Origin of the sequence: Burkholderia sp. Ac-20349 (genome assembly GCF_017104865.1) — a bacterium.
Taxonomy (GTDB): domain Bacteria; phylum Pseudomonadota; class Gammaproteobacteria; order Burkholderiales; family Burkholderiaceae; genus Burkholderia; species Burkholderia aenigmatica.
On record NZ_JAAGPM010000113.1, the window covers coordinates 1 to 26,241 of the forward strand.

General features: G+C 68.1%; 24 protein-coding genes. 11 read left to right on the forward strand and 13 right to left on the reverse strand.

Going from position 1 to position 26,241, the window contains the following annotated elements:
- The 3 genes from G3N61_RS28655 to G3N61_RS28665 form a co-directional block, all read right to left on the reverse strand.
- The coding region (locus G3N61_RS28655) for a heavy metal translocating P-type ATPase (RefSeq protein ID WP_205824136.1) at nucleotides 1–2,330 on the reverse strand (2,330 nt) is incomplete at its 3' end.
- A 215-nt stretch (nucleotides 2,331–2,545) separates the two neighbouring features.
- On the reverse strand, nucleotides 2,546–2,869 hold the full coding sequence (locus tag G3N61_RS28660) for a toxin-antitoxin system HicB family antitoxin (protein ID WP_175025031.1): 324 nt from the start codon (nucleotides 2,867–2,869) through the stop codon (nucleotides 2,546–2,548).
- A complete protein-coding gene (locus G3N61_RS28665) occupies nucleotides 2,866–3,117 on the reverse strand; it encodes a toxin HicA (RefSeq protein WP_241017947.1) in 252 nt (83 codons plus the stop codon). The genes G3N61_RS28660 and G3N61_RS28665 overlap by 4 nt, the downstream gene beginning before the upstream one ends.
- Before the next feature lie 339 nt (nucleotides 3,118–3,456).
- Here G3N61_RS28665 and G3N61_RS28670 point away from each other — a divergent pair, with 339 nt between their 5' ends.
- Complete coding sequence (locus G3N61_RS28670) at nucleotides 3,457–4,893, forward strand: DUF1254 domain-containing protein (protein ID WP_205824138.1); 1,437 nt, start codon at nucleotides 3,457–3,459, stop codon at nucleotides 4,891–4,893.
- A 148-nt stretch (nucleotides 4,894–5,041) separates the two neighbouring features.
- Nucleotides 5,042–8,842, forward strand: a complete 3,801-nt coding sequence (locus G3N61_RS28675; RefSeq protein ID WP_205824139.1) for a DUF748 domain-containing protein — start codon at nucleotides 5,042–5,044, stop codon at nucleotides 8,840–8,842.
- Nucleotides 8,843–8,901: 59 nt separating this feature from the next.
- On the opposite strand, the gene G3N61_RS28680 is transcribed toward G3N61_RS28675, so the two are convergent.
- Complete coding sequence (locus tag G3N61_RS28680; RefSeq protein WP_027790361.1) at nucleotides 8,902–9,126, reverse strand: hypothetical protein; 225 nt, start codon at nucleotides 9,124–9,126, stop codon at nucleotides 8,902–8,904.
- 310 nt (nucleotides 9,127–9,436) lie between these two features.
- Between G3N61_RS28680 and G3N61_RS28685 the strand changes: the two genes are divergently transcribed.
- Entirely contained in the window at nucleotides 9,437–11,116 is a 1,680-nt protein-coding gene (locus tag G3N61_RS28685) for an alkaline phosphatase family protein (RefSeq protein WP_089451656.1), read from the forward strand.
- A gap of 78 nt (nucleotides 11,117–11,194) precedes the next feature.
- On the opposite strand, the gene G3N61_RS28690 is transcribed toward G3N61_RS28685, so the two are convergent.
- A complete protein-coding gene (locus tag G3N61_RS28690) occupies nucleotides 11,195–12,331 on the reverse strand; it encodes a hypothetical protein (RefSeq protein ID WP_205824140.1) in 1,137 nt (378 codons plus the stop codon).
- A 154-nt stretch (nucleotides 12,332–12,485) separates the two neighbouring features.
- On the opposite strand from G3N61_RS28690, the gene G3N61_RS28695 reads away from it, so the two are divergent.
- Nucleotides 12,486–12,680: a YqaE/Pmp3 family membrane protein gene (locus tag G3N61_RS28695; RefSeq protein WP_006397338.1), complete on the forward strand. Its 195-nt coding sequence runs from the start codon at nucleotides 12,486–12,488 to the stop codon at nucleotides 12,678–12,680.
- A gap of 39 nt (nucleotides 12,681–12,719) precedes the next feature.
- On the opposite strand, the gene G3N61_RS28700 is transcribed toward G3N61_RS28695, so the two are convergent.
- A complete protein-coding gene (locus G3N61_RS28700) occupies nucleotides 12,720–13,625 on the reverse strand; it encodes a LysR substrate-binding domain-containing protein (protein ID WP_241017949.1) in 906 nt (301 codons plus the stop codon).
- A gap of 100 nt (nucleotides 13,626–13,725) precedes the next feature.
- Here G3N61_RS28700 and G3N61_RS28705 point away from each other — a divergent pair, with 100 nt between their 5' ends.
- Nucleotides 13,726–14,451: a hypothetical protein gene (locus G3N61_RS28705; RefSeq protein WP_205824142.1), complete on the forward strand. Its 726-nt coding sequence runs from the start codon at nucleotides 13,726–13,728 to the stop codon at nucleotides 14,449–14,451.
- Between the two features lie 133 nt (nucleotides 14,452–14,584).
- Here the strand turns inward: G3N61_RS28705 and G3N61_RS28710 are convergent, their stop codons facing one another.
- The 3 genes from G3N61_RS28710 to G3N61_RS28720 are packed head-to-tail and all read right to left on the reverse strand — an operon-like array spanning nucleotide 14,585 to nucleotide 17,186.
- Complete coding sequence (locus G3N61_RS28710) at nucleotides 14,585–14,764, reverse strand: hypothetical protein (protein ID WP_043181109.1); 180 nt, start codon at nucleotides 14,762–14,764, stop codon at nucleotides 14,585–14,587.
- Nucleotides 14,736–15,743 carry a cytochrome d ubiquinol oxidase subunit II gene (cydB, locus tag G3N61_RS28715; RefSeq protein ID WP_089451661.1) on the reverse strand — a complete coding sequence of 336 codons (1,008 nt, stop codon included), beginning with the start codon at nucleotides 15,741–15,743 and terminating at the stop codon, nucleotides 14,736–14,738. The genes G3N61_RS28710 and cydB overlap by 29 nt, the downstream gene beginning before the upstream one ends.
- 30 nt (nucleotides 15,744–15,773) lie before the next feature.
- Entirely contained in the window at nucleotides 15,774–17,186 is a 1,413-nt protein-coding gene (locus G3N61_RS28720) for a cytochrome ubiquinol oxidase subunit I (protein WP_043181105.1), read from the reverse strand.
- A 502-nt stretch (nucleotides 17,187–17,688) separates the two neighbouring features.
- On the opposite strand from G3N61_RS28720, the gene G3N61_RS28725 reads away from it, so the two are divergent.
- From G3N61_RS28725 to ltaE, 3 genes are all read left to right on the forward strand, one after another.
- Nucleotides 17,689–18,015, forward strand: coding sequence for a hypothetical protein (locus tag G3N61_RS28725; RefSeq protein ID WP_043181104.1), 327 nt, complete (start codon nucleotides 17,689–17,691; stop codon nucleotides 18,013–18,015).
- 13 nt (nucleotides 18,016–18,028) lie between these two features.
- The gene (locus G3N61_RS28730; RefSeq protein ID WP_205824143.1) at nucleotides 18,029–18,595 is read left to right on the forward strand and encodes a hypothetical protein; all 567 of its coding nucleotides are present in this window, start codon (nucleotides 18,029–18,031) and stop codon (nucleotides 18,593–18,595) included.
- Nucleotides 18,596–18,760: 165 nt separating this feature from the next.
- Entirely contained in the window at nucleotides 18,761–19,774 is a 1,014-nt protein-coding gene (ltaE, locus tag G3N61_RS28735) for a low-specificity L-threonine aldolase (protein WP_089441456.1), read from the forward strand.
- 114 nt (nucleotides 19,775–19,888) lie between these two features.
- Here the strand turns inward: ltaE and G3N61_RS28740 are convergent, their stop codons facing one another.
- A complete protein-coding gene (locus G3N61_RS28740) occupies nucleotides 19,889–20,101 on the reverse strand; it encodes a DUF1059 domain-containing protein (RefSeq protein WP_011353793.1) in 213 nt (70 codons plus the stop codon).
- 285 nt (nucleotides 20,102–20,386) lie between these two features.
- A complete protein-coding gene (locus tag G3N61_RS28745) occupies nucleotides 20,387–21,292 on the reverse strand; it encodes an HTH-type transcriptional regulator ArgP (protein ID WP_205824144.1) in 906 nt (301 codons plus the stop codon).
- Nucleotides 21,293–21,585: 293 nt separating this feature from the next.
- On the opposite strand from G3N61_RS28745, the gene G3N61_RS28750 reads away from it, so the two are divergent.
- The 3 genes from G3N61_RS28750 (at nucleotide 21,586) to G3N61_RS28760 (ending at nucleotide 24,234) form a co-directional block, all read left to right on the forward strand.
- Nucleotides 21,586–22,239 (forward strand): peroxiredoxin, encoded by a 654-nt coding sequence (locus G3N61_RS28750; RefSeq protein WP_043181488.1) that lies wholly within the window; start codon nucleotides 21,586–21,588, stop codon nucleotides 22,237–22,239.
- A 139-nt stretch (nucleotides 22,240–22,378) separates the two neighbouring features.
- On the forward strand, nucleotides 22,379–23,449 hold the full coding sequence (locus G3N61_RS28755) for an MBL fold metallo-hydrolase (RefSeq protein WP_043181096.1): 1,071 nt from the start codon (nucleotides 22,379–22,381) through the stop codon (nucleotides 23,447–23,449).
- A 125-nt stretch (nucleotides 23,450–23,574) separates the two neighbouring features.
- Nucleotides 23,575–24,234, forward strand: a complete 660-nt coding sequence (locus G3N61_RS28760; RefSeq protein ID WP_205824145.1) for a glutathione S-transferase family protein — start codon at nucleotides 23,575–23,577, stop codon at nucleotides 24,232–24,234.
- Between the two features lie 103 nt (nucleotides 24,235–24,337).
- Here G3N61_RS28760 and G3N61_RS28765 read toward each other — a convergent pair whose 3' ends face one another.
- Together G3N61_RS28765 and G3N61_RS28770 are read right to left on the reverse strand one after the other, a co-directional pair.
- Complete coding sequence (locus tag G3N61_RS28765) at nucleotides 24,338–25,030, reverse strand: phosphatase PAP2 family protein (RefSeq protein ID WP_205824146.1); 693 nt, start codon at nucleotides 25,028–25,030, stop codon at nucleotides 24,338–24,340.
- Between the two features lie 429 nt (nucleotides 25,031–25,459).
- The coding region (locus G3N61_RS28770; RefSeq protein ID WP_205824147.1) for an MFS transporter at nucleotides 25,460–26,241 on the reverse strand (782 nt) is incomplete at its 5' end.

The following is a 26,241-nucleotide window of genomic DNA, read 5'->3' on the forward strand; positions in this document are numbered from 1 at the left end:
CGCGCATCGGCCGCGATGGCCGACGGCACCGCATTGCCGCGCGCGGCAACGTCGGCGTCGTGCGCGGCGACCACGGCGCGCGCGAGCGGATGGTCGCTCTGGCGCTGCACCGCTGCCGCGAGCGCGAGCGCTTCGTCATGCGGCACGCCAACGGCTTCGAACGCCGTCACGGACGGCTTGCCTTCGGTCAGCGTGCCGGTCTTGTCGAACGCGATCACGGTCGCGCGCTGCGCGAGTTCGAGCGCTTGCGCATCCTTGATCAGCACGCCGTGCCGGGCCGCGACACCCGTGCCGGCCATGATCGCGGCGGGTGTCGCGAGGCCGAGCGCGCACGGGCACGCGATGACGAGCACCGCGACCGCGTTGAGGATCGCGGTTTCCGTCCCGGCGCCGGCGATCAGCCAGCCGGCCAGCGTCAGCACCGCGATGCCGAGGATCGCCGGCACGAACACCTCGCTCACGCGATCGACGAGCCGCTGGATCGGCGCTTTCTCGGCCTGCGCGGATTCGACGAGGCGGATGATGCGCGCGAGCGTCGTCTCCGCGCCGATCGCGGTGGTTTCGACGACGAGCGCGCCTTCACCGTTGATCGAGCCGGCCGTGACGGGGTCGCCGTCGTCCTTCGGTACCGGCAGGCTTTCGCCGGTGATCAGCGATTCGTCGATGTGCGAGCGGCCCGACACGATCCGGCCGTCGACGGGCACGCGTTCGCCGGGGCGGATGCTGACGCGGGTGCCGACGCGCACCTGCGCCAGCGGCACGTCGCGCTCGACGCCGTGCTCGACGACGCGCGCCCGGTCGGGCCGCAGCGCGTTCAGCGCGCGGATCGCGTCGGTGGTCTGGCGCTTCGCGCGCGATTCGAGCCATTTGCCGAAGCGCACCAGCGTGACGATGACGGCCGACGCCTCGAAATACAGGTGGCCGGGATGTGCGGGGTCGCGCAGCAGCATCCACAGGCTCAGCCCGTACGCGGCCGACGTGCCGAGCGCGACGAGCAGGTCCATGTTGCCGGCGCGCGCCTTCACCGCATGCCAGGCGGCACGATAGAAGCGCGCGCCAAAGCCGAACTGGACGATCGATGCGAGCACGAGCTGGAGCCAGCCGTTCAGCATCAGGTCGACGCCGAACGGCGCGACGAGCATCGGCGCGACGAGCGGCGCGCTCAGCACGGCGGCCCCGATCACCAGGTTGCGTTCGCGAATCGCTTCGCGGCGCTTGCGCGCATCGGGGTCCTGCGCGGCGTTGGCCGGTCGCGCGTCAGCGCCGGCCGTGGCAACGGCCGATGACGCGGCGGCGAGCGACGCGCGGTAGCCGGCGGTGGTGACGGCGGCGATCAGCGTGGCGGCGTCGAGCGCGCCGGCGCCATGCACCGATGCGCGCTCGGTCGCGAGGTTGACGGAGGCGCGCGCGACGCCCGGCACGGCGGCCAGCGCCTTTTCGACGCGGCCGGCGCAGGACGCGCAGGTCATCCCGCCGATGTCGAGTTCGAGATCGGCGGAGGCCGTGGAGGCTGTCGGCGGGATGGCCGCGCCGGCAACCGGCGTCGCGCCATAGCCGGCTTGTGTCACGGCTTCGGCGAGCCGTGCGGCGGTCACGTCGGGTGTCGCGTCGATGGTGGCTCGCTCGGTCGCAAGGTTGACCGACGCGCGCGTGACGCCCGGCACCTTCGCCAGCGCCTTTTCGACACGCGACACGCAGGACGCGCAGGTCATCCCGTCGATGTCGAGTTCGATGCTGGCGGGCGCGGCAGGCGGGGAAGGGACGAACGTGGCGACGCCGGCATCCGTTATGGTCGGCGTTGCGCCGTAGCCGGCTTGTTTCACGGTTTCCACCAGTCGCGCGGCGGAAACGTCTGCCGTGGCATCGACGGTGGCGCGTTCGGTTGCCAGATTGACCGACGCACGCGTGACACCCGGCACCTTCGCCAGCGCCTTTTCGACCCGCGACACGCACGACGCACAGGTCATGCCGTCGATATCGAGTTCGATCGTGGTTTCAGCCGGAAGCGGCTGGCTCGTGGTCGAAACGGCTGTGGCCGCCGGTGCGGGCGACGCTTCGGCACGAGGCACGGGCACAGCGGTTTCGAGCGCCGGCTCGCGCACGGCCGCACGGTAGCCGGCAGCGCCGACCGCATCGACGAGTTGCGCGGCGTCGATCGTTTCCTGCGCGGTCACGGTCGCCGAGTGGCCATCGAGATCGACCGTCGCGTCGACGACGCCCGGCACGGCGGCCAGCGCGCGCTGCACGCGGCCCGTGCAGCCGCCGCAATGCATGCCGTCGACGCTCAGTTCGATGGTTTGCAGTGCGGCGGAGGCGAGTGGTTCAGTCATGTCGGATTCCCCAAATGCGCGGTTCATGCCGCGAATGGTTCCAGTATCAACATTCCCATGATGGTAAGGTCAAGCGGCGATGACGATGTGACGCAGGTCGAGCGGATCGGTGCGAGGTCGTCGATGCACACAGGGTGCCACGGTCCCGAAAAGTCAGACGCCCGGCCTCCAGACGGAAAGCCGGGCAACTCATACTGGCGAGCGCGATGGCGCGGTCAGGCGCAGAGCTTGGCGCTCGCGAGACGATTCAGGCTGACGCCTTGTTCGGCGGCCTGGATCACCAGCGCGCGGTGCGCCTGCGGCGGGATGCGAACCTTGAATTCGCCGCTGTAGGTTCGGTCGGCGATCGGCTCGGGCACTTTCTCTCCGTTCGCGGTCAGGTCGCGCACGACCTCGGCGACGAGCCGGCGAATGCCGGCCAGCGCGCCTTCCGGTGTGCCGTCGAGCCACGAAAGAGAAGGGAACTCCGCGCACAGGCCGACGTGCTCCCCGTCCTCCGGGGACCACGTCACGCGGTACGTAAAGTGGTCTTGGTTCATGATTTCTGTTCCTTCAGCCGATCGATCGCGTCGAGAACCTGCCGCACCTGATCAGCCTTTGCTTTCCCTTGATCGTTCTGGATAGTCACTCGGGGGTCGCCTTGCCACGGTGTCTTGAAAATGGCATGGCTGGAACCGGATTGGCGGGCCGGTCCGAAGTGCGCCTCGCAGACCTTGAACAGATCGTTGAATCGCACGTTCGCGGGCTCGCACCTCATTTGCTCGAGGAGCTTCCATTCGCGTGCCATACCGAATGGTGTCAATAGTGACACCATCTGTCAACCTGGGCGGCGGTTCGATTCGCGTTCGGATCGCGCCCGCACAGGCCGAAACCGATGCGATCTCGCCCCGATTGATTGGGGGCTCGGACGAAATATCGGCGGCGTCCCCATGCCGCAGCTAGGCCCCGCCTGTTATTCGGCATATTGGGGGATGCCCTTAGGCGCTATGATACCGGCGCTGACATCAGCGCCCACCGTAGCGAAACGTGACGAAACGGCCATCCGGGCGGGCTGAGGTGCCCGGGTTCGCCGTTTTCGAGCCGAACCGGGCGTTGACTGAAAAGAAAGAATATTCGGCCAGAATCGATGATTGAAAACCTACGAGAATCCGTGGCTCTGCGGCGCGCGTGCGTGCCGCTGGCCATGGCGGCGCTGCTGGCGGGGTGCGCGTCGCAACCGGATGCGATCCAGCGGAAAACCGGCTGGATGCGCGCGGAAGTCGCCGACTCCTATGTTTATGCGTATCCGCTCGTGCTGATGGACGTCGCGAAGGAAGCGGCGACGGGCGGCGACGGCGCGCAACCGGGGCAGGCGCCCCTCAACACGCTGCGCCACGCGCAGGCGCTGCCGCCTGTCGGCGCGGTCAATCCGCCGCTGCCGGGCGTCGACACGCTCGACTCGACCGGCTGGCTCGACGTCGCCGCCGAACCCGTGATCGTCACGCTGCCCGACACGCGCGGCCGCTACTGGGACGCGCGTGCGCTCGACATGTGGACCAACGTGCTGTGGTCGGGGTCGAGCGTGGCGGCACGCGGTGTCCGCGGCGGCGCGCGATCGCAAACGATTGCCTTCGCCGCAAAGGACTGGCAGGGCACGCTGCCGAAGGGCGCGGTCAGGATCGACGTCCCGTCGGCCAACGCGTGGCTCGAAGTCCGGCTGCAGACGAGCGGCGGGCGCGACCTGACGAACGTGAAGAAACTGCAGCGCGCGATCCGCGTGGTGCCGCTGTCGGTCTACACGGGCGCCGCGCGCGGCGCGTCGGTCGCGGTCCATGCGGGCAGCGCGCCGTCCGAAGCGGTGGGCGGCGGCACGCCGGCCGAGCAGGTGGCCGCGCTCGACCCGAAGGCGTTCTTCACGCGCTTCGCGCAGGCGCTTCAGGACAACCCGGCACCGGCCGACGACGCGCACGCGCAGGCGTTGCTCGGCGACATCGGCGTGTCGGCCGGCTACCCGGTACTGTGGACGGGCGACCGCCTTGCGGCCGCGACGGCCGGCGTGGCCGAGGCGCGCGCGCGCCTCGCGACGCCGCCGTCGAACCTGCTGAACGCGAACGGCTGGAGCTGGATCGGCGATACGGCCGGCAAGTACGGCCAGGATTACACGCTGCGCGCATACGCGGGCTACACGCAATTCGGCACCGCGACGCGCGACGACGAAACGCTCGCGGTCGTCCGCGTCGACAGCGACGGCCATCCGCTGAACGGTGCGAACCGCTACATGCTGCATTTCGCGCCGGGCGCGCTGCCGCCGGTGCGCGCGTTCTGGACGCTCACGCCCTATTCGACGAACGGCGCGCTGCCCGACGTCGGATCGGCGCGCCGCTCGCTCGGCGATCGCGACCGGCTGCGCCGCAACCACGACGGCTCGATCGACATCGTCGTGTCGGCGTCGCCGGGCGGCACGCACGCGGCCAACTGGCTGCCGGCGCCGCGCGCCGATTTCGCACTCGCATTGCGCCTGTACGCACCGAAGCCGCAGGCGAGCGACGGGTCGTGGATGCCGCCCGTCATCGTCCGGAAATGAACGGATGACCGGCGGCGTTGTCCGACCGGCGGGCGCGACGGCGCCCGAACCCCGTACCGTCACCTCCTGAGCCTATACTTTCGGGATAGCGTGCGTGGCCGCCCGGTTGTCCGGTGCGGCCCGGCATTCCATCCCGAGGCATTCAAGCATGGCAAGCGCAGACAAAGAAACCGTATCCTCGACCCTCCATGCCCTCGGTGGCGTTGCCCGCTCGCGCCGCACCCGGCGCATCGGCATCGGCCTGCTGATCTTCCTCGTTTTATTCGGACTGCTCGGGTTCTTCGCGGCGCCGCCGCTGATCCGCCATATCGCCGAACAGCAGTTGAGCCAGCAGCTCGACCGGCCCGCCACGATCCAGCGCATCGCGCTGAACCCGTACACGCTGAACCTCGAAGCCGACGGCATCCACCTCGGCGACAAAGGCGGGCAGGGCGACTTCATCGACATCGCGAAGCTCGTCGTGCGGCCGTCGTGGTCGTCGCTGTTCCGCGGCGCGCCGATCGTCAATGAAGTCCGCCTCGATTCGCCGCGCTTTCATATCGTCCGCTACGACGCGCAGCGCTTCAACTTCACCGACCTGATCGAGAAGTTCTCGACGCCGTCGCCGAAACCCGAAAGCAAGCCGACGCAGTTCTCGGTGTCGAACATCCAGGTCAACAACGGCCGGATCGATTTCGACGACCGCCTGCTGAACGAAAAGCACGTCGTCGACAACTGGACGCTCGGCATTCCGTATATCGCGACGCTGGCATCGAAGACCGACATCTTCGTCGAACCGAAGCTGCGCGCACGCTTCGACGGCAGCCCGATCGCGATCGACGGCAAGACCAAGCCGTTCGCGCAGTCGCGCGAATCGGAGATCGCGCTGAAATTCGACGGCCTCGACGTGCCGAAGCTGATCTCGTACGTGCCGGCGAAGCTGCCGGTGGCCGTGACGAGCGGCCTGCTGAGCAGCGACCTCAAGGTCAACTTCGTGATGAGCGGCGAGACGCCCGCGCTGCGCGTATCGGGCACCGTCGACCTGAACGACGCGAAGGTGACCGATCCCGCATCCGCGCCGCTGTTCGCCGCGCGTAGCGTGCACGTCGCGGCGGCCAGCCTCGAGCCGCTGCGCAACGCGATGCACTTCGACGAGATCCGGATCGACCAGCCGGTGGTCGACCTGTCGCGCGACAAGCAGGGCGTATTGAACGTCGAGAAGCTCGCCGCACAGCCGGCCGCCGCATCGAAGGCCGCCGAGAAGCCGGCGGCGTCGGGCGCCGCGGCCGCTTCCGCCGCGGCCGTTGCCGCCGCCAGCGGCGTGAAGGCCGAAGCCGGCGCGAAGGAGGCGCCGCCGCTCGACCTGACGATCCGTCACTTCGCGATCGACGGCGGCACGGTCAACGTCGACGACCGCGTGCCGGCGACGCCGACCGCGCTGTCGCTCACGAAGCTCGCCGCGACGCTCGACGGCTTCTCGATGCAGGGCAAGACGCCCGCGAAATACACGCTGTCGACGTCGCTGTCGCGCGGCGGCGACGTGACGGCCGAAGGCACCTTCAATCTCGCGGAGAAGCAGGCCGACAGCAAGCTGACGGTCGCCGCGCTCGCGCTGCCGGCGTTGCAGCCGTACCTGGGCGAAGCGACGCGTGCGCGCGTGCTCGACGGCACGCTCGGCGCGACCGTCAATGCCAAGGCCGACTGGGGCAAGACGCCGCTCGCCGCGCAGGTCGCCGACAGCACGATCAGCCTGAAGTCGCTGAAGATCGCGACGCCCGACGCGAAGGCGCCGGCGATCGTGCTGCCCGACGCGAGCGCGAAGATCGCGAAGGTCGACGTGGCCGCGCGCACCGCGGAGATCGCGAGCGTCGACGCCAGCGGGCTCGCGCTCGACGTGCAGCGCCTGAAGGACGGCAAGATCGACCTCGCGGCGCTGGCCGAACCCGCGCAGGCGTCGGTGCCGAAGCGCACGGTCGCGCGCAAGGCCGAGGCCGCCGCGCCGTCGTGGCATTACCGGATCGACGCGCTGAACGTGAAGGATTCGTCCGCGAACTTCACCGACTTGTCGACGCCGCGCCCGGTGAAGCTCGCGATCAAGCCGCTGGACCTGTCGGTGCAGAAGATCAGCGACGACATGACCAAGCCGCTGCCCGTGCAGTTGAAGGCGACGCTGAACCGCAAGGGCTCGCTGAACGTGACGGGCGACGTGACCGCGCAGCCGCTGAAGCTCGGCCTGAAGATCAACGGCAACCGCCTCGATGCAGCCGCGTTCGAGCCGTACTTCGGCAGCGCGCTGAACGCGACGATCGCCAGCGCGCTGCTCAACGCGCAGGGCAACCTCACGTTCGCGCAGGTGAAGGACACGCCGCGCGCGACCTACCGCGGCGACGTCGCGCTGATCGACGTGCGGATGCTCGACAAGGCGACCTCCGACCCGTTCGCGGGCTGGCGCTCCCTCGCGCTGACGAACCTGAAGGCGAACTACGACGAGAAGGGCACTGACGTCGACGCGTCGCGCGTGACGTTCTCGAACTTCTACGGCCGCGTGCTGCTCGATGCGCAGGGGCGGCTGAACCTGAAGGACGTCGTCGCGAAGGAGTCGGGCCCCGCGCAGTCGCTCACGCGCGATGCGAGCAAGAGCGAACCGGTGCCGCTGTCGCCGGGCATGACGCCGCCGGCCGCCGCCCAGGCAGCATCGGCTGCGGCCGCGCAGCAGGCGTCGGCGCCGGCCGCCGCATCCGCGACGGTGGTCGTGAAGGCGGCGACGCCGCCGCAGAACCCGGTGCGGATGCATTTCGGCGAGTTGCTGCTGCAGAACGGCCGTGTCACGTACACCGACAACTTCATCAAGCCGAACTACACGGCGAACCTCGTCGCAATCAAGGGCACGGTCGGCGCGTTCGGCACGGATTCGACGACGTCCGCGCCGGTCGACGTGGCCGCGAACCTCGCGGGCAACGGGCCGATCTCGATCAAGGGTTCGGTGAACCCGCTGATCGAGAAGCCGGCGCTCGACCTCACCGCGACCGCGCACGACATCGAGCTGACCAACCTGACGCCGTACTCGGCGAAGTACGCCGGCTACCCGATCACGAAGGGCAAGCTCAACGTCGACCTGCATTACGCGCTCGAGAACGACCAGTTGAAGGCGAACAACCACATCTTCATCGACCAGCTCACGTTCGGCGACCATGTGGAGAACGACACGGCGACCAAGCTGCCGGTGAAGCTCGCGATCTCGCTGCTGAAGAACACGCGCGGCCAGATCGACGTGAACCTGCCGGTGTCCGGTTCGCTGTCGAATCCGGAGTTCAGCGTCGGCGGGCTGATCTGGCGCGCGGTGCTGAACCTGATCGCGAAGGCCGTCACGTCGCCGTTCTCGCTGCTCGCGCATGCGTTCGGCAGCGGCGGCGAGGATCTCGGCTATGTCGAATTCGCGCCGGGCTCGTACCAGCTCGACGACGCGCAGCAGAAGAAGCTCGACACCGTCGTGAAGATGCTGACCGAGAAGCCGTCGATCCGCCTCGACCTGATCGGCCGCGTCGATCCGGCGAAGGACACGTCGGGGCTCGGCGACGCGTACGTCGACCGGCTGGTGCGCCAGCAGAAGCTGAAGGACGTGGTCGGGCAGGGCGAGAGCATCGACCCGATGTCGGTGAAGGTCGAGCCGGCCGAGTACAGCAAGTACCTGACGCGCGCGTACAAGGCCGCCGACTTCAAGAAGCCGCGCAACCTGATCGGCCTGCAGAAGACGCTACCCGACGCCGACATGAAGAAGGCGCTCGCCGAGCACGCGCCGGCCGACGACAACGCGCTGCGTGCGCTCGCGCAGCAGCGCGCGCAGGCCGTGCGCCAGTACCTCGACGGCAAGATCGATTCGAGCCGCGTGTTCGTCGTCGCGCCGAAGCTCGACGCGAAGGGCATCGAGGACAAGGGCGCGACGACCCGCGTCGACTTCGGCCTGCAGTAAGCCGGCCATCCGCCGCCGCTGCGTCCGTTCATCCGTTCGGGCGCGGCGGCGTGCTTCCTTCAGCGCGCGGCGATCGCCGGTTCTTCGCGCTTGCCCAATTCCTTCTTCGCGGCCAGCGGCAGACGCGCGTCGTCCCACTGCGCCAGCCATTCGACTTCCTTCGCGGTGAACACCTGTCCGTAGTTGCGCAACGCGTACTGCAACGCGTCGACGACGTGGTGGCGAATGATTTCGGGGGTGCGTGCATCGTCCAGCACGAACCGGAGAGCTTCCAGGGTCGACATACTCGTGCTCCGGGTCAGGGAAAACCCTTTATCACACGCCAATAGTCGTGCGCCAAGCCGGAAAAAAAATCGCGCGGCGGGTAACGCCGCGGGCGGTTTGACCGATGCACCGGCGCGGTGCCGGCGGGTGAAAGCACGCGTCGCAATGTGCGCTGGGTCACCTTCCTTTGCGACCGCTTCGTGTCACTTGCGATTGGTTACGTTTGATAGAAAACAGTAAGCCTCGCTTCATGCGAGCGCCCCACGGCGCAGCGATATTTTGCGCGCTTGTTGGCAAGTCACGCAGTTCAACGTCAATCGATGAGGTGGGGTGATCATGTCTTTCCTTGGTAAGCAGCGGAAGTTGGTGGCGATGGTGGCGGGCGCGCTGGCGCTCGCAGGTGCGGGTGCGCACGCGGCGCAGCAGGACGGCGACAGTCAGGGCGAGGACCGCGGCCACGCGAGCCGCGTCGTGAAGCACGTGCTGCTGATCAGCGTCGACGGCCTGCACGAGCAGGATCTCGCGCGCTGCATCGGCGCGAACACGTGCCCGAACATCGCGGTGCTCGCGCAGCACGGCGTGACGTATACGAATGCCTATACGCCGGGCCTGTCGGATTCGTTCCCGGGCCTCGCCGCGCTCGTGACGGGCGGCTCGCCGAAGACGGCCGGCCTGTTCTACGACGTGTCGTACGACCGCAACCTGTACGCGCCGGGCGACACGAGCTGCTCGGGCAAGCAGGGCTGGAACGTCGTGTTCGACGAGACGACCGGCATCGATGCCCAGAACGGCGGCGCGCTCGTCCACCTGAACGGCGGCGGCGCGTTCAACCCGCAGGCGATCCCGAACGCGAAGGTCAACGGCAAGTGCGTGCCGGTCTATCCGCACAACTACGTGAAGACCAACACGGTGTTCGAGGCCGTGAAGGCCGGCATCCCGAACGCCACCACCGCGTGGGCCGACAAGCACGCATGGGGCTACGACTGGCTGAACGGGCCGTCGGGCACCGGCGTCGACGATCTGATGCGCACCGAGATCAACTCGATCGACCCGACGACGAAGACGGACTACACGGACGTCTATTCGCACACCGCGCAATTCGACAACCTGCACGTACAGGCGCTGATCAACCAGATCAACGGCCGCGACTCGACGGGCACGAAGAGCGCGCCGGTGCCGACGCTGTTCGGCGCCGACTTCCAGACGCTGAGCGTCGCGCAGAAGGCGGTGGTGACGAAGGGCGGCGGCTACATGGATGCGAACTTCACGCCGAACGGGCAGGTCGCGAACGCGATCACGTATGTCGACAACTCGATCGGCCATGTCGTCGCGGCGCTGAAGCAGGCGAACCTGTATTCGTCGACGGCCGTGATCGTCACGTCGAAGCATGGCCAGTCGCCGACCGACCGCACGAAGCTCGTGAAGAACGGCGACACGCTGACGAAGCTGCTCGAAACGAACAACTACCTCGACCCGAACGGCAACTTCGGCCAGAACAACACGACGACGGGCAACCTGAACGACGGTTCGGGCCTGGTCGACACGGGCTTCGTGCAGACCGACGACGTCGGCCTGATCTGGCTGCGCGACCGCAACCAGCGCACGGCCGTGGTGCAGACGCTGAAGGCGAACCTGAGCTGCAACGCGCCGGGGATCTGCGCGGATGGCTCGCAGGCCTACATCCTGTACGGCGCGGCGCTCGCCGACCGCTTCGGCGATCCGGCCAACGGCCGCACGCCGGACATCATCGTCCAGCCGAATCCGGGCGTGATCTACACGTCGAGCACGAAGAAGGACGAGGAGCACGGCGGCAACGCGCCGGACGACAGCCACCTCGGCCTGCTCGTGTCGTATCCGGGCCTGCATCGCGCACGCACGGTGACCGACACGGTCGGCACGAAGCAGGTCGCGCCGACGATCCTCGGGCTGCTCGGCGCGAACCCGCGCCTGCTGCATGCGGTGGTGGCCGAGAATACCGGCGTGCTGCCGGGGCTCGGGATCGGTCGCTGAGCGACGCGACGCCGCAGGACTGCCCGCCGCCGGCCGTGCGGCGGGCCGGTTGCGCGCTGCGTGAGGGGCGGTGCGCGCCTACTTCGCGAACAGCACCGGCATCATTTGCACCGCGCAATCGTGCATGCGCTTGCCGATCGCCTGCGCTTCCGGTTCGTCCTCAGCCATGAGCGCATCGCCCGCGCGCTTCATCGCCGCGTAGCTGCCGCGCATCGCCGCATACAACGGAATCGGCGACGTGGCATCGGGGCTGGGCCCTTCGAAATAGCCGGTTGCGGCGAGTTCGCCCAGGTAGTAGGTGTACAGCGCGCCGACGTGGTTCGCCTGCAACCACGCCATCAGCTGGATACGCCGGTAGACCGATACGAGATCGTCTTTCGGGCGCGAGCCGAGCGCGACGAAGATCTGCAACCGCGCGAGCCAGTTGCCCTTGCGCGCGGCTTCGACGAGCGCCGTCCACTGCGCGGGCGTCGTCGAACCCGGTTTGCGCAGGCTGCTCAGGTAGTCGATCACGGCCTGCTGGTCCGGTGACGGGCCGATCTGGTCGGGCGACCGGCACACGAAGCGGGACACGTCGATGTCGGCATTGCCGAGATGGTCGAGCTCATGCTTGATCTTGCCGTACACGTCGTCGAGCTGTTTCTGGACGTCGTCCCTCGACCATTCGGCCGGCAGCGGGCCCAGCCACACGAGTTCGTCGTCATTGGCAGCCGCGGCCGCGCGGTAACGGGCGAGCATGGCATCGTCGCGCTTGGCGGCGGCGGCCTGCTCGTTGCGCGCGTTGTCGGCCATGCGCTGCGCGACCAGGTTGACGGCGTCGGTCAGCTTCGCGCAGCGGGCAAAGGCGTCGTCGCGGTGCGTCCAGCAAGCGTTGTCGACGGTATAGATCCAGCGGGTGTTGACGGTCTCCAGCACATAGTGCGCCTCGCCTGCCTGCCGTGCGACGGCGGCACGTCCCTTGTCGTCGGTCACGCCCTCGGCCAGCACCTTGCCGTCGTGCGTGGTCCAGCTGTAGGGTTCGTTGGCCAGCGGTATTTCGCTGCCGCTGTCGCGGGTCAGATTGATCGCGTAGCGCGTTGTCGGCTTCGTCCCGGCGTGCGCGACGCCGACGGCGATGAAGGCGGCGAGCGCGACCGCCGCGCAGCGGCGCCAGGTTTGCTTCGGGGGCGCGATGGCGGGCCGCTTGCCGCCGCAGTGTGACGATGGGGTGTTCATTACCCTCTCTCTCCGTTGTTGTTCTGGTCGTGCTTCGTTCGACGACGCGCGAGTGTAGCAGGCACGCATCGCGGCGGACGGCTTGAATTCCGGAGCAGGCACCGGCATATTCGCCACGCATCACCCGTTCAACGACGCACCGAGAGGTTTGTTCATGCGCCTTCTGCTTGCCCTGCTGCTGCCGTGGTTCCAGTTCTTCACGATCGGCCGCCCGATCGCCGGAATCATCTGCCTGATCCTGCAAATCACGATCATCGGCTGGCTGCCGGCCGCGATCTGGTCGGTGTATGCGCTGAGCCAGTACAAAACCGACCGGAAGATCGAGGCGGCGCTGCGCGAGCGGCGCTGACGTAATCGGCAACGCGGGCCGTCGCCCGCGCGGCGCGGGTTACTGCGGCGGCGCCCCCTCCAGTGCCTCCGCCCGCGCAAACAGCCAGTCGACGAACGTACGCAGCGACGGATCGTCGTCGTCGCGATACAGGCAATGAAACGGCGGCGCTTCCAGGTGGACTTCAGGAAACAGCGCGACGAGCCGCCCTTGCTCGAGATCGTCGCGCACCACTGCACGCGGCGCGAGGCACACGCCGAGCCCGCTCGCGGCGGCCTTGGTCATCAGGAAGAACTCGCGATAGAACGGGCCGCGCAGCGTCTCGGTGACGACCGAGCCCGCCTGGTGGAACCAGTATTGCCATGCCTGCGGCAAACCCGCGTAATGCAGCAGCGGCGCGTTGCGCAGGTCGGCTGGCGTGCGCGCCTGGTCGAGCACCGGGTGGCCGGGCGCGCACACCGGCACCGCGACGGTCGCGAGCAGCGGCCGCGACACGAACCCTTTGCGGCGCAGCTCCGGTGTATAGCGGCGGACCACGATGTCGCAGGTTTCGTCGAACTGGTCGCGCTCGTTGCCGGGCGTCGTGACGAGTTGCACGTCGATGTCCGGATGTTCGGCCTGGAACGCGGCCAGTTGCGTAAGCAACCATCCGTGCGCGAACGAGACGGATGCGTTGATCCGCACCGGCTGGCCGCCGCCGGGTTCGAACATCTGCCCCGTCGCCTGCGCGAGCCGGCCGAGGCAGCTCGCGACGTCGACGAGGTAATGCCGCGCACGCGGCGTGAGCCGCATCGAGCGTCCGTCGCGCTCGAACAGCTTCTGGCCGAAGAACGATTCGAGCACGCGGATCTGCTGCGCGACCGCGCTCTGGGTCACGTTCAGCTCGTCGGCGGCGAGGGTGAGGCTCTGCAGGCGGCCGGCAGCTTCGAAGCTGCGCAGCGCGTTCAGGGGCGGCAATCGGCGCATCGTGAGATCGCGAAGAAAAGCTACACAGTGGGTCAAAAAATGTCGTTTGTGGCGGCCGGGGCGCCTCCCTATCATGGCGCCGACAGGAGAGAACGCCCCGATGACGATCATATCGCCACCCGACGCCCGGGCAACCGGAATTCGCTACCGTCTGCGCCTTCGGCGCGAGGCGCGGCGCGCGACGCACCGTCTGGCCGCCGTGCCGCCCGTGCGCAGCCGCGGCGCGTTGGCGCTCGCCTGTGCCGGACTCTTCGCGGCGCTGACCGGATGCGCGACGAAGCCGGAGAACGAGCGGCAGATCGGCGACGGCGGCTCGCTGGTGCGCTACAGCTCGAGCCAGACCGAAGTCGACCTGACCGATACCGAGCGGCAGACACTGCGCATGCTGACCGACCGCCGCTACGCGGATGCGACGCAGGCGCGCGCGCTCGACGCGGTGGCCGGCGTGCTGCGCGCGCAGGGTTATGCGCCGGTGACGGTCGATCGCGATTCGGGGCTGGTGGAAGCGGGGCGCAGCGAGACGCTGATCCCGAAGTGGCGTCAGCTGTTGCGCGGCGCGCTGAAGGCCCGCATCGGGATGCTGCCGGTCAAGCCCGATCACGAGCGCGTGGCCGCGATCGTGACGGTTCGGGCGGGGCGGGACGTGCATGTCGCAGACGCGCATGTCGCAAACGCGCACGTCGCAATCGTGCGTGCGCGATTCGATCGCACGGTGTGGGACAGCGCCGGCGATTCGCGGACCAAGACCGTCATGGAGCCCGAGTATTACCAGGCATTCTTCACGGAAGTGGACAAGGCGATGTGCGCGACGAAGTGCGAGCGGTGAGCGGGGGACGCGCCGGTGCGTGAAAGCCGCGGCATGCGATCGCCACGGCAGCGCGCCGGTGTCGAGTGCGGTACGCCGGCGGCGAGAGGCGCGGAACGGGTCCGGCATTCGCCCCGGCGTGCCACGCAGGGGGCTACTTCACCGCAAACAGCGTCAGGTTCATGAAGATCTTGAACGCGTAGCCGAGCGTGACGGCGCCGATCACGCCGCCCGCCCACAGGACGATGAACCACATCCAGCCGCGCATGCGCGGCTTCGGCGCGGCGGGCTGGCGTTCGGCGGAATCAGTGGTGGTAGTAATGCTGGTCTTCATGGCGCACCTTGCCTCGGAATACCCAGTAACCCATCGTCGTGTAGGCGATGATGATCGGGAGGATAACCGCTGCGCCGACCAGCGTGAAGGTCTGGCTGGAACGCGGCGCCGCGGCTTCCCAGATCGTCATCGTCTGAGGAATCGCATACGGGAACAGCGTGACGAGCAGGCCGACGTAGCCGAGCAGCACGAGCGCCAGCGCGAGCACGAACGGGGTCATGTCATGCCGGTCGCGCACCGCGCGGCGCATCCACACTGCGCACCCGGCGACCAGGAACGGCACCGGCAACAGGCGCCAGAACAGCCCCGAATCGAACCAGCGCTGCGCGATGGCCGGATCCTGCAGCGGCGTCCACAGGCTGATGACCGCGATGAAGCCGAGCAGCACGACCGTCAGCGGCCACACGACACGATGCAGGCGGCGCTGCAGGTCGCCTTCCGTCTTCGCGACGAGCCAGCAGCAGCCGAGCAGCGCATAGGTCACGATCAGGCCGAGGCCCGTCAGCAGGCTGAACGGGGTCAACCAGTCGAACGCGTCGCCCGCGAACACGCCGTCCTTCACGTTGATGCCCTGCAGAAACGCGCCGAGTGCGATCCCCTGGAACAGCGTCGCGCCGGCCGAGCCGCCGATGAACGCGAGATCCCACAGCTGCTTCGTGCGACGTGCCTTCGCGCGGATCTCGAACGACACGCCGCGGAAGATCAGGCACACCAGCATGAAGATCAGCGGCAGGTACAGCGCGGACAGCACGGTCGAATAGACGATCGGGAACACCGCGAACAGCCCGGCGCCGCCGAGCACGAGCCACGTCTCGTTGCCGTCCCACACGGGCGCGACCGTGTTCATCATCAGGTCGCGTTCCTTCTCGTCCGGGAAGAACGGGAAGACGATGCCGATGCCGAGGTCGAAGCCGTCGAGCACGACGTACATGAAGAGCCCCAATGCGATGATCGCGGCCCAGATTACGGTGACGTCCATAGGTTTTCTCGTATGCGGAAAGGGTGGGGCTCAGACGGTCTCGAGCGGCTCGTCGACGGCCGACATCGGGCGGCGCGCGGTGTGGTCGGGGCGCGTGTCGGGGGTGTCGTCGTGCTTCACGTCGGGCAGCGCGGGGCCGGCCTTCATCAGCTTCAGCATGTAGTACACGCCGGTGCCGAACACGAGGAAGTACACGATCACGAACGTCATCATCGACAGGCTGACCTGCTGCACCGACAGCGGCGACACGGCCTTCGCGGTGCGCATCACGCCATACACGACCCACGGCTGGCGGCCCGCTTCGGTCGTCACCCAGCCCGCGAGCAGCGACACGAAGCCGGTCGGGCCCATCACGAGCGCGAAGCGCTGGAACCACTTCGATTCATACAGGCGGCCGCGGCGGCGCAGGAGCCATGCGAGCGCGGCGAGGCCGATCATCGCGAAGCCGAGGCCGACCATGATCCGGAAGCTCCAGAACACGATGGTCGAGTTCGGGCGGTCTTCCGGCGGGAATTCCTTCAGCCCGCGGATCTCGCCGTCCCAGCTGTGCGTGAGGATCAGGCTGCCGAGGTGCGGCACCTTCACCGCGTAGCGGGTCGTTTCCGCCTTCATGTCGGGGATGCCGAACAGGTTGAGCGGCGTGCCGCCCTTCTCGGTTTCCCACAGCCCTTCGATCGCGGCGATCTTCGCCGGCTGGTGCTTCAGCGTGTTGATGCCGTGCTGGTCGCCGATCACGGCCTGCAGCGGCGCGAGCACGAGCAGCAGCCACAGCGCCATCGAGAACATCTTCTTCACGCCCTTGTCGCGACGGCCCTTCAGCAGGTGCCATGCGCCGGTCGCGGCCACCACCAGCGCGGCGACGATGAACGCGGCGATCGCCATGTGGAACAGGCGGTACGGGAACGACGGGTTGAAGATGATCGCGAACCAGTCGGTCGGCACGACGCGGCCGTCGACGATCTCGAAGCCCTGCGGCGTCTGCATCCAGCTGTTCGACGCGAGAATCCAGAACGTCGAGATCAGCGTGCCGATCGCGACCATCAGCGTCGCGCCGAAGTGCGCGCGCGGGCTCACGCGGTTCCAGCCGAACAGCATGATGCCGAGGAAGCCGGCCTCGAGGAAGAACGCGGTCATGACCTCGTACATCAGCAGCGGCCCGGTGACGGCGCCGGCGAAGCTCGAGAAGCCCGACCAGTTCGTGCCGAACTGGTAGCTCATCACGACGCCGGAGACGACGCCCATCCCGAACGCGACCGCGAAGATCTTCGACCAGAACAGACAGAGGGTTTTGTAGTACTGCTTGCCGGTTTTCAGCCAGCGATATTCGAGCACGGCGATGAAGCTGGCGAGGCCGATGCTCAGCGCCGGGAAGACGATGTGAAAGGAGACGGTGAACGCGAATTGCAGGCGGGCCAGATCGAGGGCCGAAAGAGCGGTGTCCATACCAGTTGACCGAGGCTGACGATACCCGCCGACGGGTGCCGGCGGACCCCGGCGGACGGGCGTCGGGGTTGGCTGGAGTATGTGCCGCGATGTTGCACCGCGAAATGTGCCAACTCGTCGCAGATGTCCAGCCCGTCGTGCGCATTTCCGGGGTAAATCGTTGATTCGTATCAAGAAGGCTGCTTGCGGCGCGCGCAGACATGGCGTGGCGGTCTGACGCACGTGCGTCAATATGGCGCGTCGCGTCATTGGAACGGTTAGACGCGCCCGCAAACGCCGCGTGACACCGCGCGGTGCGGCGCCCTCGCGTGGCCGAACCGTTGCGTTGCGTTATCGCGTAACGCGCCCGGTCGTGCCGGCGGGCCGCGGCCGATGGGGTCTGTCACATTGGTAACGTCGCGCAACATTGGCGCGGGCGCCCGTAATGGATGACGGATCGCGCGCGGCGTAGCGTTCGGTATGTCGGGTTCGCATCGACGAACCGCCAGCCGGAGAACGTGACGTGAATGGATTGAAGCTCGCGCTGGGCGCCGCGGCCGCGGTGGCGATCGCCACGGGCGGCGTGGCGCATGCCGCCCGGGTCGGGGTCTATATCGGCCCCGGCTACCCGTATTACTACCCCGTCGTCCCCGCGCCTTACTACTACCCGCCGCCCGTCGTCGCGGTGCCCGTCGATCCGGGGCCGCCGCCTCAGTACGTCGAGAAGGGACAGCCGCAGGACGATGGCGACGCGAACCTCTGGTACTACTGCGACGCGTCGAGGCACTACTACCCGTATGTGAAGACCTGCAAGTCGGGCTGGCGATCGGTGCCGGCTCGGCCGCAGTGACGGAGGCGCGACGATGAAATCCGTATCTCGACTTTTGCGCGTGCCGGCCGCGCTGGCGCTGGCCGGCCTGCTCGGCGCGTGCGCGTACATGCCGACCGGGCCGAGCGTGATGGCGCTGCCCGGCACCGGCAAGTCGTTCGACCAGTTCCGCGCCGACGATGCGAACTGCCGTCAATACGCGTTCGAGCAATCGGGCGGCGTGAGCGCGGGCCAGGCATCGACCGCGAGCGCGGTCGGCAGCGCGGCCGTCGGCACCGCGCTGGGTGCGGCGGCCGGCGCGGCGTTCAACGGTGGCACGGGGGCGGCCGTCGGCGCGGGCGCCGGGCTGCTCGGGGGCAGGGTGGTCGGTGCCGGCGCGGCGAAAGGCTCGGCGTACGACATCCAGCGCCGCTACGACTACGGCTACTTGCAATGCATGTACGCGACCGGCAACCGCGTGCCGGTACCGGGCGGGATGAGCGGCGGCGGGGGCGGCGGGTACGGCGGTGGCGGATATGGCGGTGGCGGATATGGCGGCGCACCGCGCGCGGCGCCGCCCATGCCGCCGGCGGGCGTTCAGCCGCCGCCGCCGCGCTACTGACGGCCGCCTCGTCGTCGCCGTGCGGCGTGACGCGCAAGTGCGCCGCGCCCGGTGTGCGCATCGACCGTCGGTACACACACGCTGTGTGAATTGCGTACACTCTGAGTCTCGTTTCGGCAGGGCCGGGCGCATCGGATCCGGTCCGCGTTTACCCAGGACTCAGCGATGATCGATTTACGCAGCGATACCGTGACACGTCCGAGCCAGGCAATGCTGGCCGCGATGACTGCCGCCGAAACCGGCGACGACGTATGGGGTGACGACCCGACCGTCCTGCGCCTGCAGGCGGTGACGGCCGAGCGGGCCGGCAAGGAAGCCGGTCTGTTCTTCCCGAGCGGCACGCAGAGCAACCTGGCCGCGCTGATGGCCCATTGCGAACGCGGCGACGAATACATCGTCGGCCAGCTCGCGCACACCTACAAGTACGAAGGCGGCGGCGCGGCCGTGCTGGGCAGCATCCAGCCGCAGCCGATCGAGAACGCGCCGGACGGCACGCTGCCGCTCGCGAAGATCGCCGCGGCGATCAAGCCGCTCGACAATCACTTTGCCCGCACACGCCTGCTCGCGCTCGAAAACACGATCGGCGGCCAGGTCTTGCCGGAAGGCTATGTGCAGGAAGCCACCACGTTCGCGCGCAGCCGCGGGTTGTCGCTGCACCTCGACGGCGCGCGGGTATGCAACGCGGCCGTCGCGTCGGGCCGTTCGATCGCCGAGCTGGGCGCGCCGTTCGACAGCGTGTCGATCTGTTTCTCGAAAGGGCTCGGTGCGCCGGTCGGCTCGGTACTGGTCGGCAACCGGGCGCTGATCGAGCGCGCGCAGCGCTGGCGCAAGGTGCTCGGCGGCGGGATGCGGCAGTCGGGCATTCTCGCGGCCGCGTGCCTGTATGCGCTCGACCACAATGTCGAGCGGCTCGCGGACGATCACGCGAATGCCGCGCATCTCGCCGAAGGTCTTGCGCGCATCGACACCGTGAAGGTGTTGTCGCATGCGACGAACATGGTGTTCGCACAATTCCCCGAAGCCGATTGCGCGCCGCTCGAGGCGTGGCTCAAGGAACGCGGGATCCTCACGCAGATGCTGTACGCGTCGCGCTTCGTCACGCACTGCGACGTGTCGCGCGCGGATATCGATACGTTTATCGACGCGGTCGGTGCGTATTTCGCGCAGCGCCGCGCGTAAGGGGGAATGCGCCGGCCGGCGGGGACGCCGGCCCGATATGGCGCGAAGCCGGGGGCGGAGAGTCGACGGGGGCGCCGTGGCAACCCGTCTGTCGATATCGGGCGTGCCGGCGGATCAGGCTTGCCGGGGTGCGTCGGCGGGCGGTGTGCCGTCGCGGAACAGCGCTTGCAGCTGCGTGCGCAGTTCGGCGCTGTCGGTGTGCTGGTGCACCAGGACCGCATGTTGCACGGCGGCCTCCAGCAGTTCGTTGTCGGAGTCGGCAGAAATCGCGACCGAGCAATTCATCGCGCTGGGAAACTCGCGGCAATCGATATAGCGGCGAGACATGATGTTCTCCTTGCGGAAAAGGGAACGGCCGGATGTGCGTGATCGGCCGCGCGGCGCGTTCGCGAGACCGATGGAAAAAGTATAGGCGGCGCGGCGGGGATTCTCGTCGCCAGATGTACCGCGCCGCACACCGCACACCGCACACCGCACACCGCACACCGCACACCGCACACCGCACACCGCACACCGCACACCGCACACCGCACACCGCACACCGCACACCGCACATCGCGCATCGCGCATCGCGCATCGCACGCCGCAGCGGCGGTGCCGCTCCAACGCGCGTCAAGGCAGCGGCGCGAGCAGCCGGCGTGCCGCTTCGACCACCCGCTCGGACAGTGACGCCATCGTCGGCGACTGCACGGTCCACGCGTGCCAGTACAGCGTGATGTCGGTCGGATGCGCGGGCGCGAGATCGACGAGCCCGTGCGTGTCGAGCGGCGCACTGCCGATCAGCGGCTCCGGCACCATCGCATAGCCGAGCCCGTGCCGCACCGCCGCGAAGTGCGAATGGGTGCCCGGCACGTAGTGGCACGGATACGCGCCCTCGAGCAACCCGAACTTCTCCTTCAGGAACGACGACTGCAGCGTATCGCGCCGCGAATACGCGACGACGGGCGCCTTGCGCGCGCTCGTGCGGTTCAGCCCGCGCGGAAACCAGCGCACCGCGAACGCGGCGGCCGCGAGCAGCCGGTAGCGCATCGTGCCGAGCGGCGTCGCGAGGCAGCCGCGCATCGGCTTCGGCTCGGTCGTCACGCAGCCGACCGCCATCCCGCTTTCGAGCAGCGCGAACGTATGGTCCTGATCTTCGACGATCAGCTCGAACAGGATGCGCTCGCCCGCGAGCACCGACGTCAGCGCCGGCAGAAACCACGTACCGAGGCTGTCGGAATTGAGCGCGATCGTGACTGAGATCGGCGATTCGCGCTCGGTCGCGAGCGTGCTTTGCAGGTCGGCCTGCAGCAGCGCGACGCGGCGCAGGTGCTGCAGCACGCGTTGCCCGGCTACCGTCGGGCGGCACGGCCGCGTGCGCAGCACGAGCGGCGTGCCGAGGCTCGCCTCCAGTGCGCGGACCCGCTGCGTGACGGCGGACGCGGTCACGTGCAGGCGCACGGCCGCCTGCTCGAAGCTGCCGGTGTCGGCGACGGCCAGCAGCGCGGCGGCCTGCTTCGGATCGATCGTCATCGACATGTCGGTGGAATTCCTGTGAACGTAAGACGAGAACAGCCGGTAGTGTAAGTCAGCGCGCACCAGCGGCCGGGTGTGGCGCAACCTCTTGCGGCACGGCATTCGTCGTCGGAATCGGCCACGGCATGACGGTATGCCGCACGCCGCATGCCGGTGGCGCGCGCATTTTGAACTAGGCTATATGAACGCGCGGAACCCGGCATGTGCCATGCCGGCACTTCGCGCGCGGACGATCGCGCGTCGCGCGCAAGCCGCGGCGCGGGCGTCGTGACGATTCCCACTTGATGGAGATGAACATGTCGATTCGACTAGGCGAGGACGCGCCCGATTTCACCGCGGAGACCACCGAGGGAACGATCCGCTTTCATGAATGGATCGGCGATCACTGGGCGATCCTGTTTTCCCATCCGAAGGATTTCACGCCGGTGTGCACGACCGAACTCGGCTACATGGCCGGGCTCAAGCCGGAATTCGACAAGCGCAACACGAAGATCATCGGGCTGTCGATCGATCCGGTCAGCGATCACCAGAAGTGGGTCGCGGATATCGCTGAAACGCAGGGTCATGCGGTCAACTACCCGCTGATCGGCGACGACGAACTGAAGGTCGCGAAGCTGTACGACATGATTCATCCGAATGCGAGCGGCGGCCCGCGCACGGCGGTCGACAACGCGACCGTGCGCTCGGTGTTCATCGTCGGGCCGGACAAGAAGGTCAAGGCGATGCTCGTCTATCCGATGAGCGCGGGACGCAATTTCGACGAGGTGCTGCGCCTGCTCGACGCGCTGCAGCTCAACGCGAAGCATACGGTGGCGACGCCGGTGAACTGGAAGCCCGGCGACGATGTCATCATTCCGACGTCGGTGTCGGACGATGCGGCGAAGCAGAAGTATCCGGAAGGCTTCCGGACACTGAAGCCGTACCTGCGCTACGTGGCGCAGCCGAGTTGACGCGCCGGGCCGGCCGGATATCGGCCGTGCAGGACCACGACGGGGCGGCCCGCGCGACAGCGACAGCGGCGGCGCGGGCCGGACAATACGCATCAACACGCATCAAACAGGCATCCACCAGCGACGGAGCGACTTCGCGATGATCTTCCGGCAACTGTTCGACCCGCAATCGTCGACGTACACGTACCTGCTCGCCGACCGCGCGTCGCGCGAAGCGCTGCTGATCGATCCCGTGTTCGAGCAGGTGCGCCGCGACGCGGCGCTGCTCGACGAGCTCGGGCTGCGGCTCGTCGCGACCGTCGATACGCACGTGCACGCCGACCACGTGACGGGCGCGTGGCTGCTGAAGCAGCGCACGGGCAGCACGATCGCGATCTCGGCCACGAGCGGCGCGCAAGGCGCCGATCGTTATCTGAACGACGGCGACCGCTGCGCGTTCGGCGCGCGCTACCTGACCGTGCGCGCAACACCTGGCCACACGAACGGCTGCATCAGCCTCGTACTCGACGACGAATCGATGGCGTTCACCGGCGATTGCCTGCTGATCCGCGGCACCGGTCGCACCGATTTCCAGCAAGGCGACCCGCGCGCGCTGTATCGCGCGGTGCACGGCCGGCTCTTCACGCTGCCGGCCGCGTGCCTGCTGTATCCGGCGCACGACTATCGCGGGCTCACGGTGACGAGCGTCGGCGAGGAGCGGCGTTTCAATCCGCGCCTCGGCGGCGATCTGAGCGAAGACGATTTCGCGGGCTACATGCGCAACCTCGGGCTCGCGCACCCGCGGCAGATCGACGTCGCGGTGCCGGCGAACCTGCAGTGCGGCGTTGCCGCGAATGCGCCCGATGTGCAGGCGGCGCCCGACTGGGCGCCGCTCGTCTATACGTTCGCCGGGTTCTGGGAAATCGATCCGCAATGGCTCGAGGACCATCTGCCGGCGGTGCAGGTCGTCGACGTGCGCGAGCCGGACGAATTCACGGGCCCGCTCGGCCACCTGCCCGGCGCGACGCCGATTCCGCTCGGCGAACTGGCCGCGCGCGCCGGAGAGATCGCGCGCGACCGGCCGGTCGTGACCGTATGCCGGGCCGGCGGGCGATCCGCGCAGGCGACCGTCATTCTGCTGAAGGCCGGCTTCGACACGGTGGCGAATCTCGGCGGCGGGATGCTGCGCTGGCGTGCCGAGGGGCGTGTCGTAATGGACGGCCGGTCGTAACGGCCCGAGTCGCACTACAAAAAAATCCGGATCGCTGTCGAAACGGCCGCGTGCCGTTCGTCGTCAAGGTATCCGATCACGTGGCGCCGCATCACGCGGCGCCGAAACCCCCGAGAGACCGCCCGATGATGCCGACGCTTTACGCCCATCCCTTTTCGTCCTACTGCCAGAAGGTGCTGACCGCGCTGTACGAGAACGGCACGCCGTTCGCGTATCGCGTGCTCGCGCACGACGATCCGAAGCCGATGCAGGAGCTGACCGCGCTGTGGCCGCTGAAACGCTTTCCGGTGCTCGTCGATGCCGGCCGCACGGTGCTCGAGGCGTCGATCATCATCGAGTATCTCGGCCTGAACCATCCGGGCCCGGTGCGGCTGCTGCCCGACGATCCGCACGCGGCGCTCGAGGTGCGGATGATGGATCGCTTCTTCGACAACTACGTGTCGACGCCGCAGCAGAAAGTCGTGTTCGACGCGCTGCGGCCGGAAGCCGAGCGCGATGCGCGCGGTGTCGCCGATGCGCGCGCGATGCTCGACACGTCGTATGCGTGGCTGGACCAGAAGATGGCCGATCGCGAATGGGCGGCCGGCGACCGCTTCAGCCTCGCCGACTGCGGCGCGGCGCCGTTCCTGTTCTACGCGGACTGGACGCACCGGATCGATCCGTCGTTCGCGAACGTGATCGCGTATCGCAAGCGTCTGCTGGCGCGGCCGTCGTTCGCGCGCGCGGTCGACGAGGCGCGGCCATATCGCTCGTTCTTTCCGCTGGGTGCGCCCGATCGCGACTGATCGGCACGGCCGTCGCGCGGCGCGCGGTTGCCGCGCATGGCCGGCAGCGCGTGCCGGGGCGGCGGCGGAACGAAAGCAGCGGCAGCATCGCGGCGTCTCCCCGTCACATCGTGTGAGTGGCCGACTGCGCGAGCGTCAGCAGTTCGTCGAACTGCGTGATCAGCTCGAAGCACAGCAGGAACGCGAGCGTATAGGCCGGCGCGGGGAAGCGCCGGATCATCGCGAGCACCTGCGGCGCGAAGCGCGAGCGGATCGGGTCGCGCGTCAGCAGCCACGCGATCGCGATGCCGATTGCGGCGCCCGCGATCAGGTCGGTCGGGTAGTGAAAGCCGAGATACGCGCGCGGCACGCAGATGAACACGACCGCATACAGCAGCGCGAACACGCCGACGCGGCGCGCGATGATGAAGATGCCGGTGGCGATCGCCATCCACAGCATCGCGTGATCGCTCGGAAACGAACTCCATGCCTGCAGCGTGGCCGCTCGCAATCCTGCCGACGGGAAATGCAGATGCAGGTCGGGGTTGTAGATCGGCCGCACGCGGAACGGCAGCACTTGTGCGAGCAGCCGGCCGAACGCGAGCGCGATGAGCCCGCTCGCGATCGTCGCGACGACCAGCTCGCGCTGCCGCTCGCGGTTCGGGCCCGGCTGGAACCACAGCCAGCACAGCACGGGAATGAGCACGAAGCCCTTGAACGTGTACAGGCCCGCGATCACGCGGATCGCGTGATTCATCGTTGGGCCGAACGTGATGTGGGTGAGGAAGATCTGGATTGTGGTGTCGAAATCGTTCATGTTCTGTGCGACCCGGGCGGACGCTCAGCGCATGACATGCGGCCGGCAGGATCGAAAAGCGCGCTCGTACCGGAGCGCAACGGGGGGCAAGTATGTCACCCGTTATTTCGAAGAAAATGCGAAAAAATACCGGGAATCCCCTGATAAAACGGGGCCGAGCGGTGGGGCCGGATGGGTGAGCGCCGTGTGGCGGGGCGCATCCGATTCGTCCGACGTTTTGCATCGACGCGCAAGGCCGCCGAAAAAATAATTGGTTCAACTGGACATTCGTTCGAGCCGGTGCGGACCTTGCACGGGATGGGCGCTTTTCGTGCCGGATGCGCACGAATCTGCCAGGTTGCGCAGCGTCATGCATGCGCCGGTCGAAAATAAAAGAAAAGGCGGGCAAGCCCTGTGGGCCTGCCCGCCAGGTGCGTGCGATGCGGAAATTCAGTTGCGCCAGATCCGCACGGCGAGCGCGGCCAGCGAGGTGACCACGGCCAGCGCGGTCACCACGTTCCAGCCCAGTTGCGCGAGCAACAAACTGCCGATCGCGGCGCCGGCCGCCATCCCGATGAACATGCCGACGAACAGCACCGCGTTGAGGCGGCTGCGCGACGCGGGGTCGATCCGGTAGACGATTGCCTGGTGCGCGATCAGCGTGGCCTGCACGCCGAGATCGAAGCCGATCGTCGCGACCGCGAGCAGCACGAGCTGCGCATGCGGCGACATCAGCGGCGCAGCGGCCATCGACGCGAACGACACCGTCGCGATGCCGATGCCGAAGCGTGTGACGTGCTCGGGGCCGTGATGGTCGGCCAGGCGCCCGGCGATCGGCGCGGCCAGTGCGCCGGCGGCGCCCGCGAGGCCGAACGCGCCTGCGGCTGCACTGCCGAGGTGGAACGGTGCACCGTGCAGCATCACCGCAAGCGTGGACCAGAACGCGCTGAACCCGATGGCGAGCAACCCCTGCGCGAGCGCGGCACGGCGCAGCGCCGGATGCTGGCGCCACAACGCGCCGAGCGACCCGATCAGTGCGCGGTACGGCAGGCGCGTGGTCGGCTCGAAGTGCGGCAACCCGCGCGCGGCCACGACGCCGATCGCGGCGACGCTGGCGGCCGCGAGTGCGAACATCGCACGCCAGCCGGCCGTCTCGGCGACGAACCCGGCCACGACACGCGACAGCAGGATGCCGAGCAGCAGCCCCGTCATCACCGTGCCGACGATGCGGC

Bases quoted from the DNA above. Each gene is read 5' to 3' on its own strand.
- G3N61_RS28765 (WP_205824146.1), bottom strand. From the start codon at position 25,030: ATGAACGATTTCGACACCACAATCCAGATCTTCCTCACCCACATCACG.
- G3N61_RS28700 (WP_241017949.1), bottom strand. From the start codon at position 13,625: ATGCGCCGATTGCCGCCCCTGAACGCGCTGCGCAGCTTCGAAGCTGCC.
- G3N61_RS28720 (WP_043181105.1), bottom strand. From the start codon at position 17,186: ATGGACACCGCTCTTTCGGCCCTCGATCTGGCCCGCCTGCAATTCGCG.
- G3N61_RS28710 (WP_043181109.1), bottom strand. From the start codon at position 14,764: ATGAAGACCAGCATTACTACCACCACTGATTCCGCCGAACGCCAGCCC.
- G3N61_RS28740 (WP_011353793.1), bottom strand. From the start codon at position 20,101: ATGTCTCGCCGCTATATCGATTGCCGCGAGTTTCCCAGCGCGATGAAT.
- G3N61_RS28695 (WP_006397338.1), top strand. From the start codon at position 12,486: ATGCGCCTTCTGCTTGCCCTGCTGCTGCCGTGGTTCCAGTTCTTCACG.
- G3N61_RS28670 (WP_205824138.1), top strand. From the start codon at position 3,457: ATGATTGAAAACCTACGAGAATCCGTGGCTCTGCGGCGCGCGTGCGTG.
- G3N61_RS28760 (WP_205824145.1), top strand. From the start codon at position 23,575: ATGATGCCGACGCTTTACGCCCATCCCTTTTCGTCCTACTGCCAGAAG.
- G3N61_RS28730 (WP_205824143.1), top strand. From the start codon at position 18,029: ATGAAATCCGTATCTCGACTTTTGCGCGTGCCGGCCGCGCTGGCGCTG.
- G3N61_RS28745 (WP_205824144.1), bottom strand. From the start codon at position 21,292: ATGTCGATGACGATCGATCCGAAGCAGGCCGCCGCGCTGCTGGCCGTC.
- G3N61_RS28660 (WP_175025031.1), bottom strand. From the start codon at position 2,869: ATGAACCAAGACCACTTTACGTACCGCGTGACGTGGTCCCCGGAGGAC.
- G3N61_RS28750 (WP_043181488.1), top strand. From the start codon at position 21,586: ATGTCGATTCGACTAGGCGAGGACGCGCCCGATTTCACCGCGGAGACC.
- G3N61_RS28665 (WP_241017947.1), bottom strand. From the start codon at position 3,117: ATGGCACGCGAATGGAAGCTCCTCGAGCAAATGAGGTGCGAGCCCGCG.
- G3N61_RS28755 (WP_043181096.1), top strand. From the start codon at position 22,379: ATGATCTTCCGGCAACTGTTCGACCCGCAATCGTCGACGTACACGTAC.
- G3N61_RS28690 (WP_205824140.1), bottom strand. From the start codon at position 12,331: ATGAACACCCCATCGTCACACTGCGGCGGCAAGCGGCCCGCCATCGCG.
- cydB (WP_089451661.1), bottom strand. From the start codon at position 15,743: ATGGACGTCACCGTAATCTGGGCCGCGATCATCGCATTGGGGCTCTTC.
- G3N61_RS28675 (WP_205824139.1), top strand. From the start codon at position 5,042: ATGGCAAGCGCAGACAAAGAAACCGTATCCTCGACCCTCCATGCCCTC.
- G3N61_RS28705 (WP_205824142.1), top strand. From the start codon at position 13,726: ATGACGATCATATCGCCACCCGACGCCCGGGCAACCGGAATTCGCTAC.
- ltaE (WP_089441456.1), top strand. From the start codon at position 18,761: ATGATCGATTTACGCAGCGATACCGTGACACGTCCGAGCCAGGCAATG.
- G3N61_RS28680 (WP_027790361.1), bottom strand. From the start codon at position 9,126: ATGTCGACCCTGGAAGCTCTCCGGTTCGTGCTGGACGATGCACGCACC.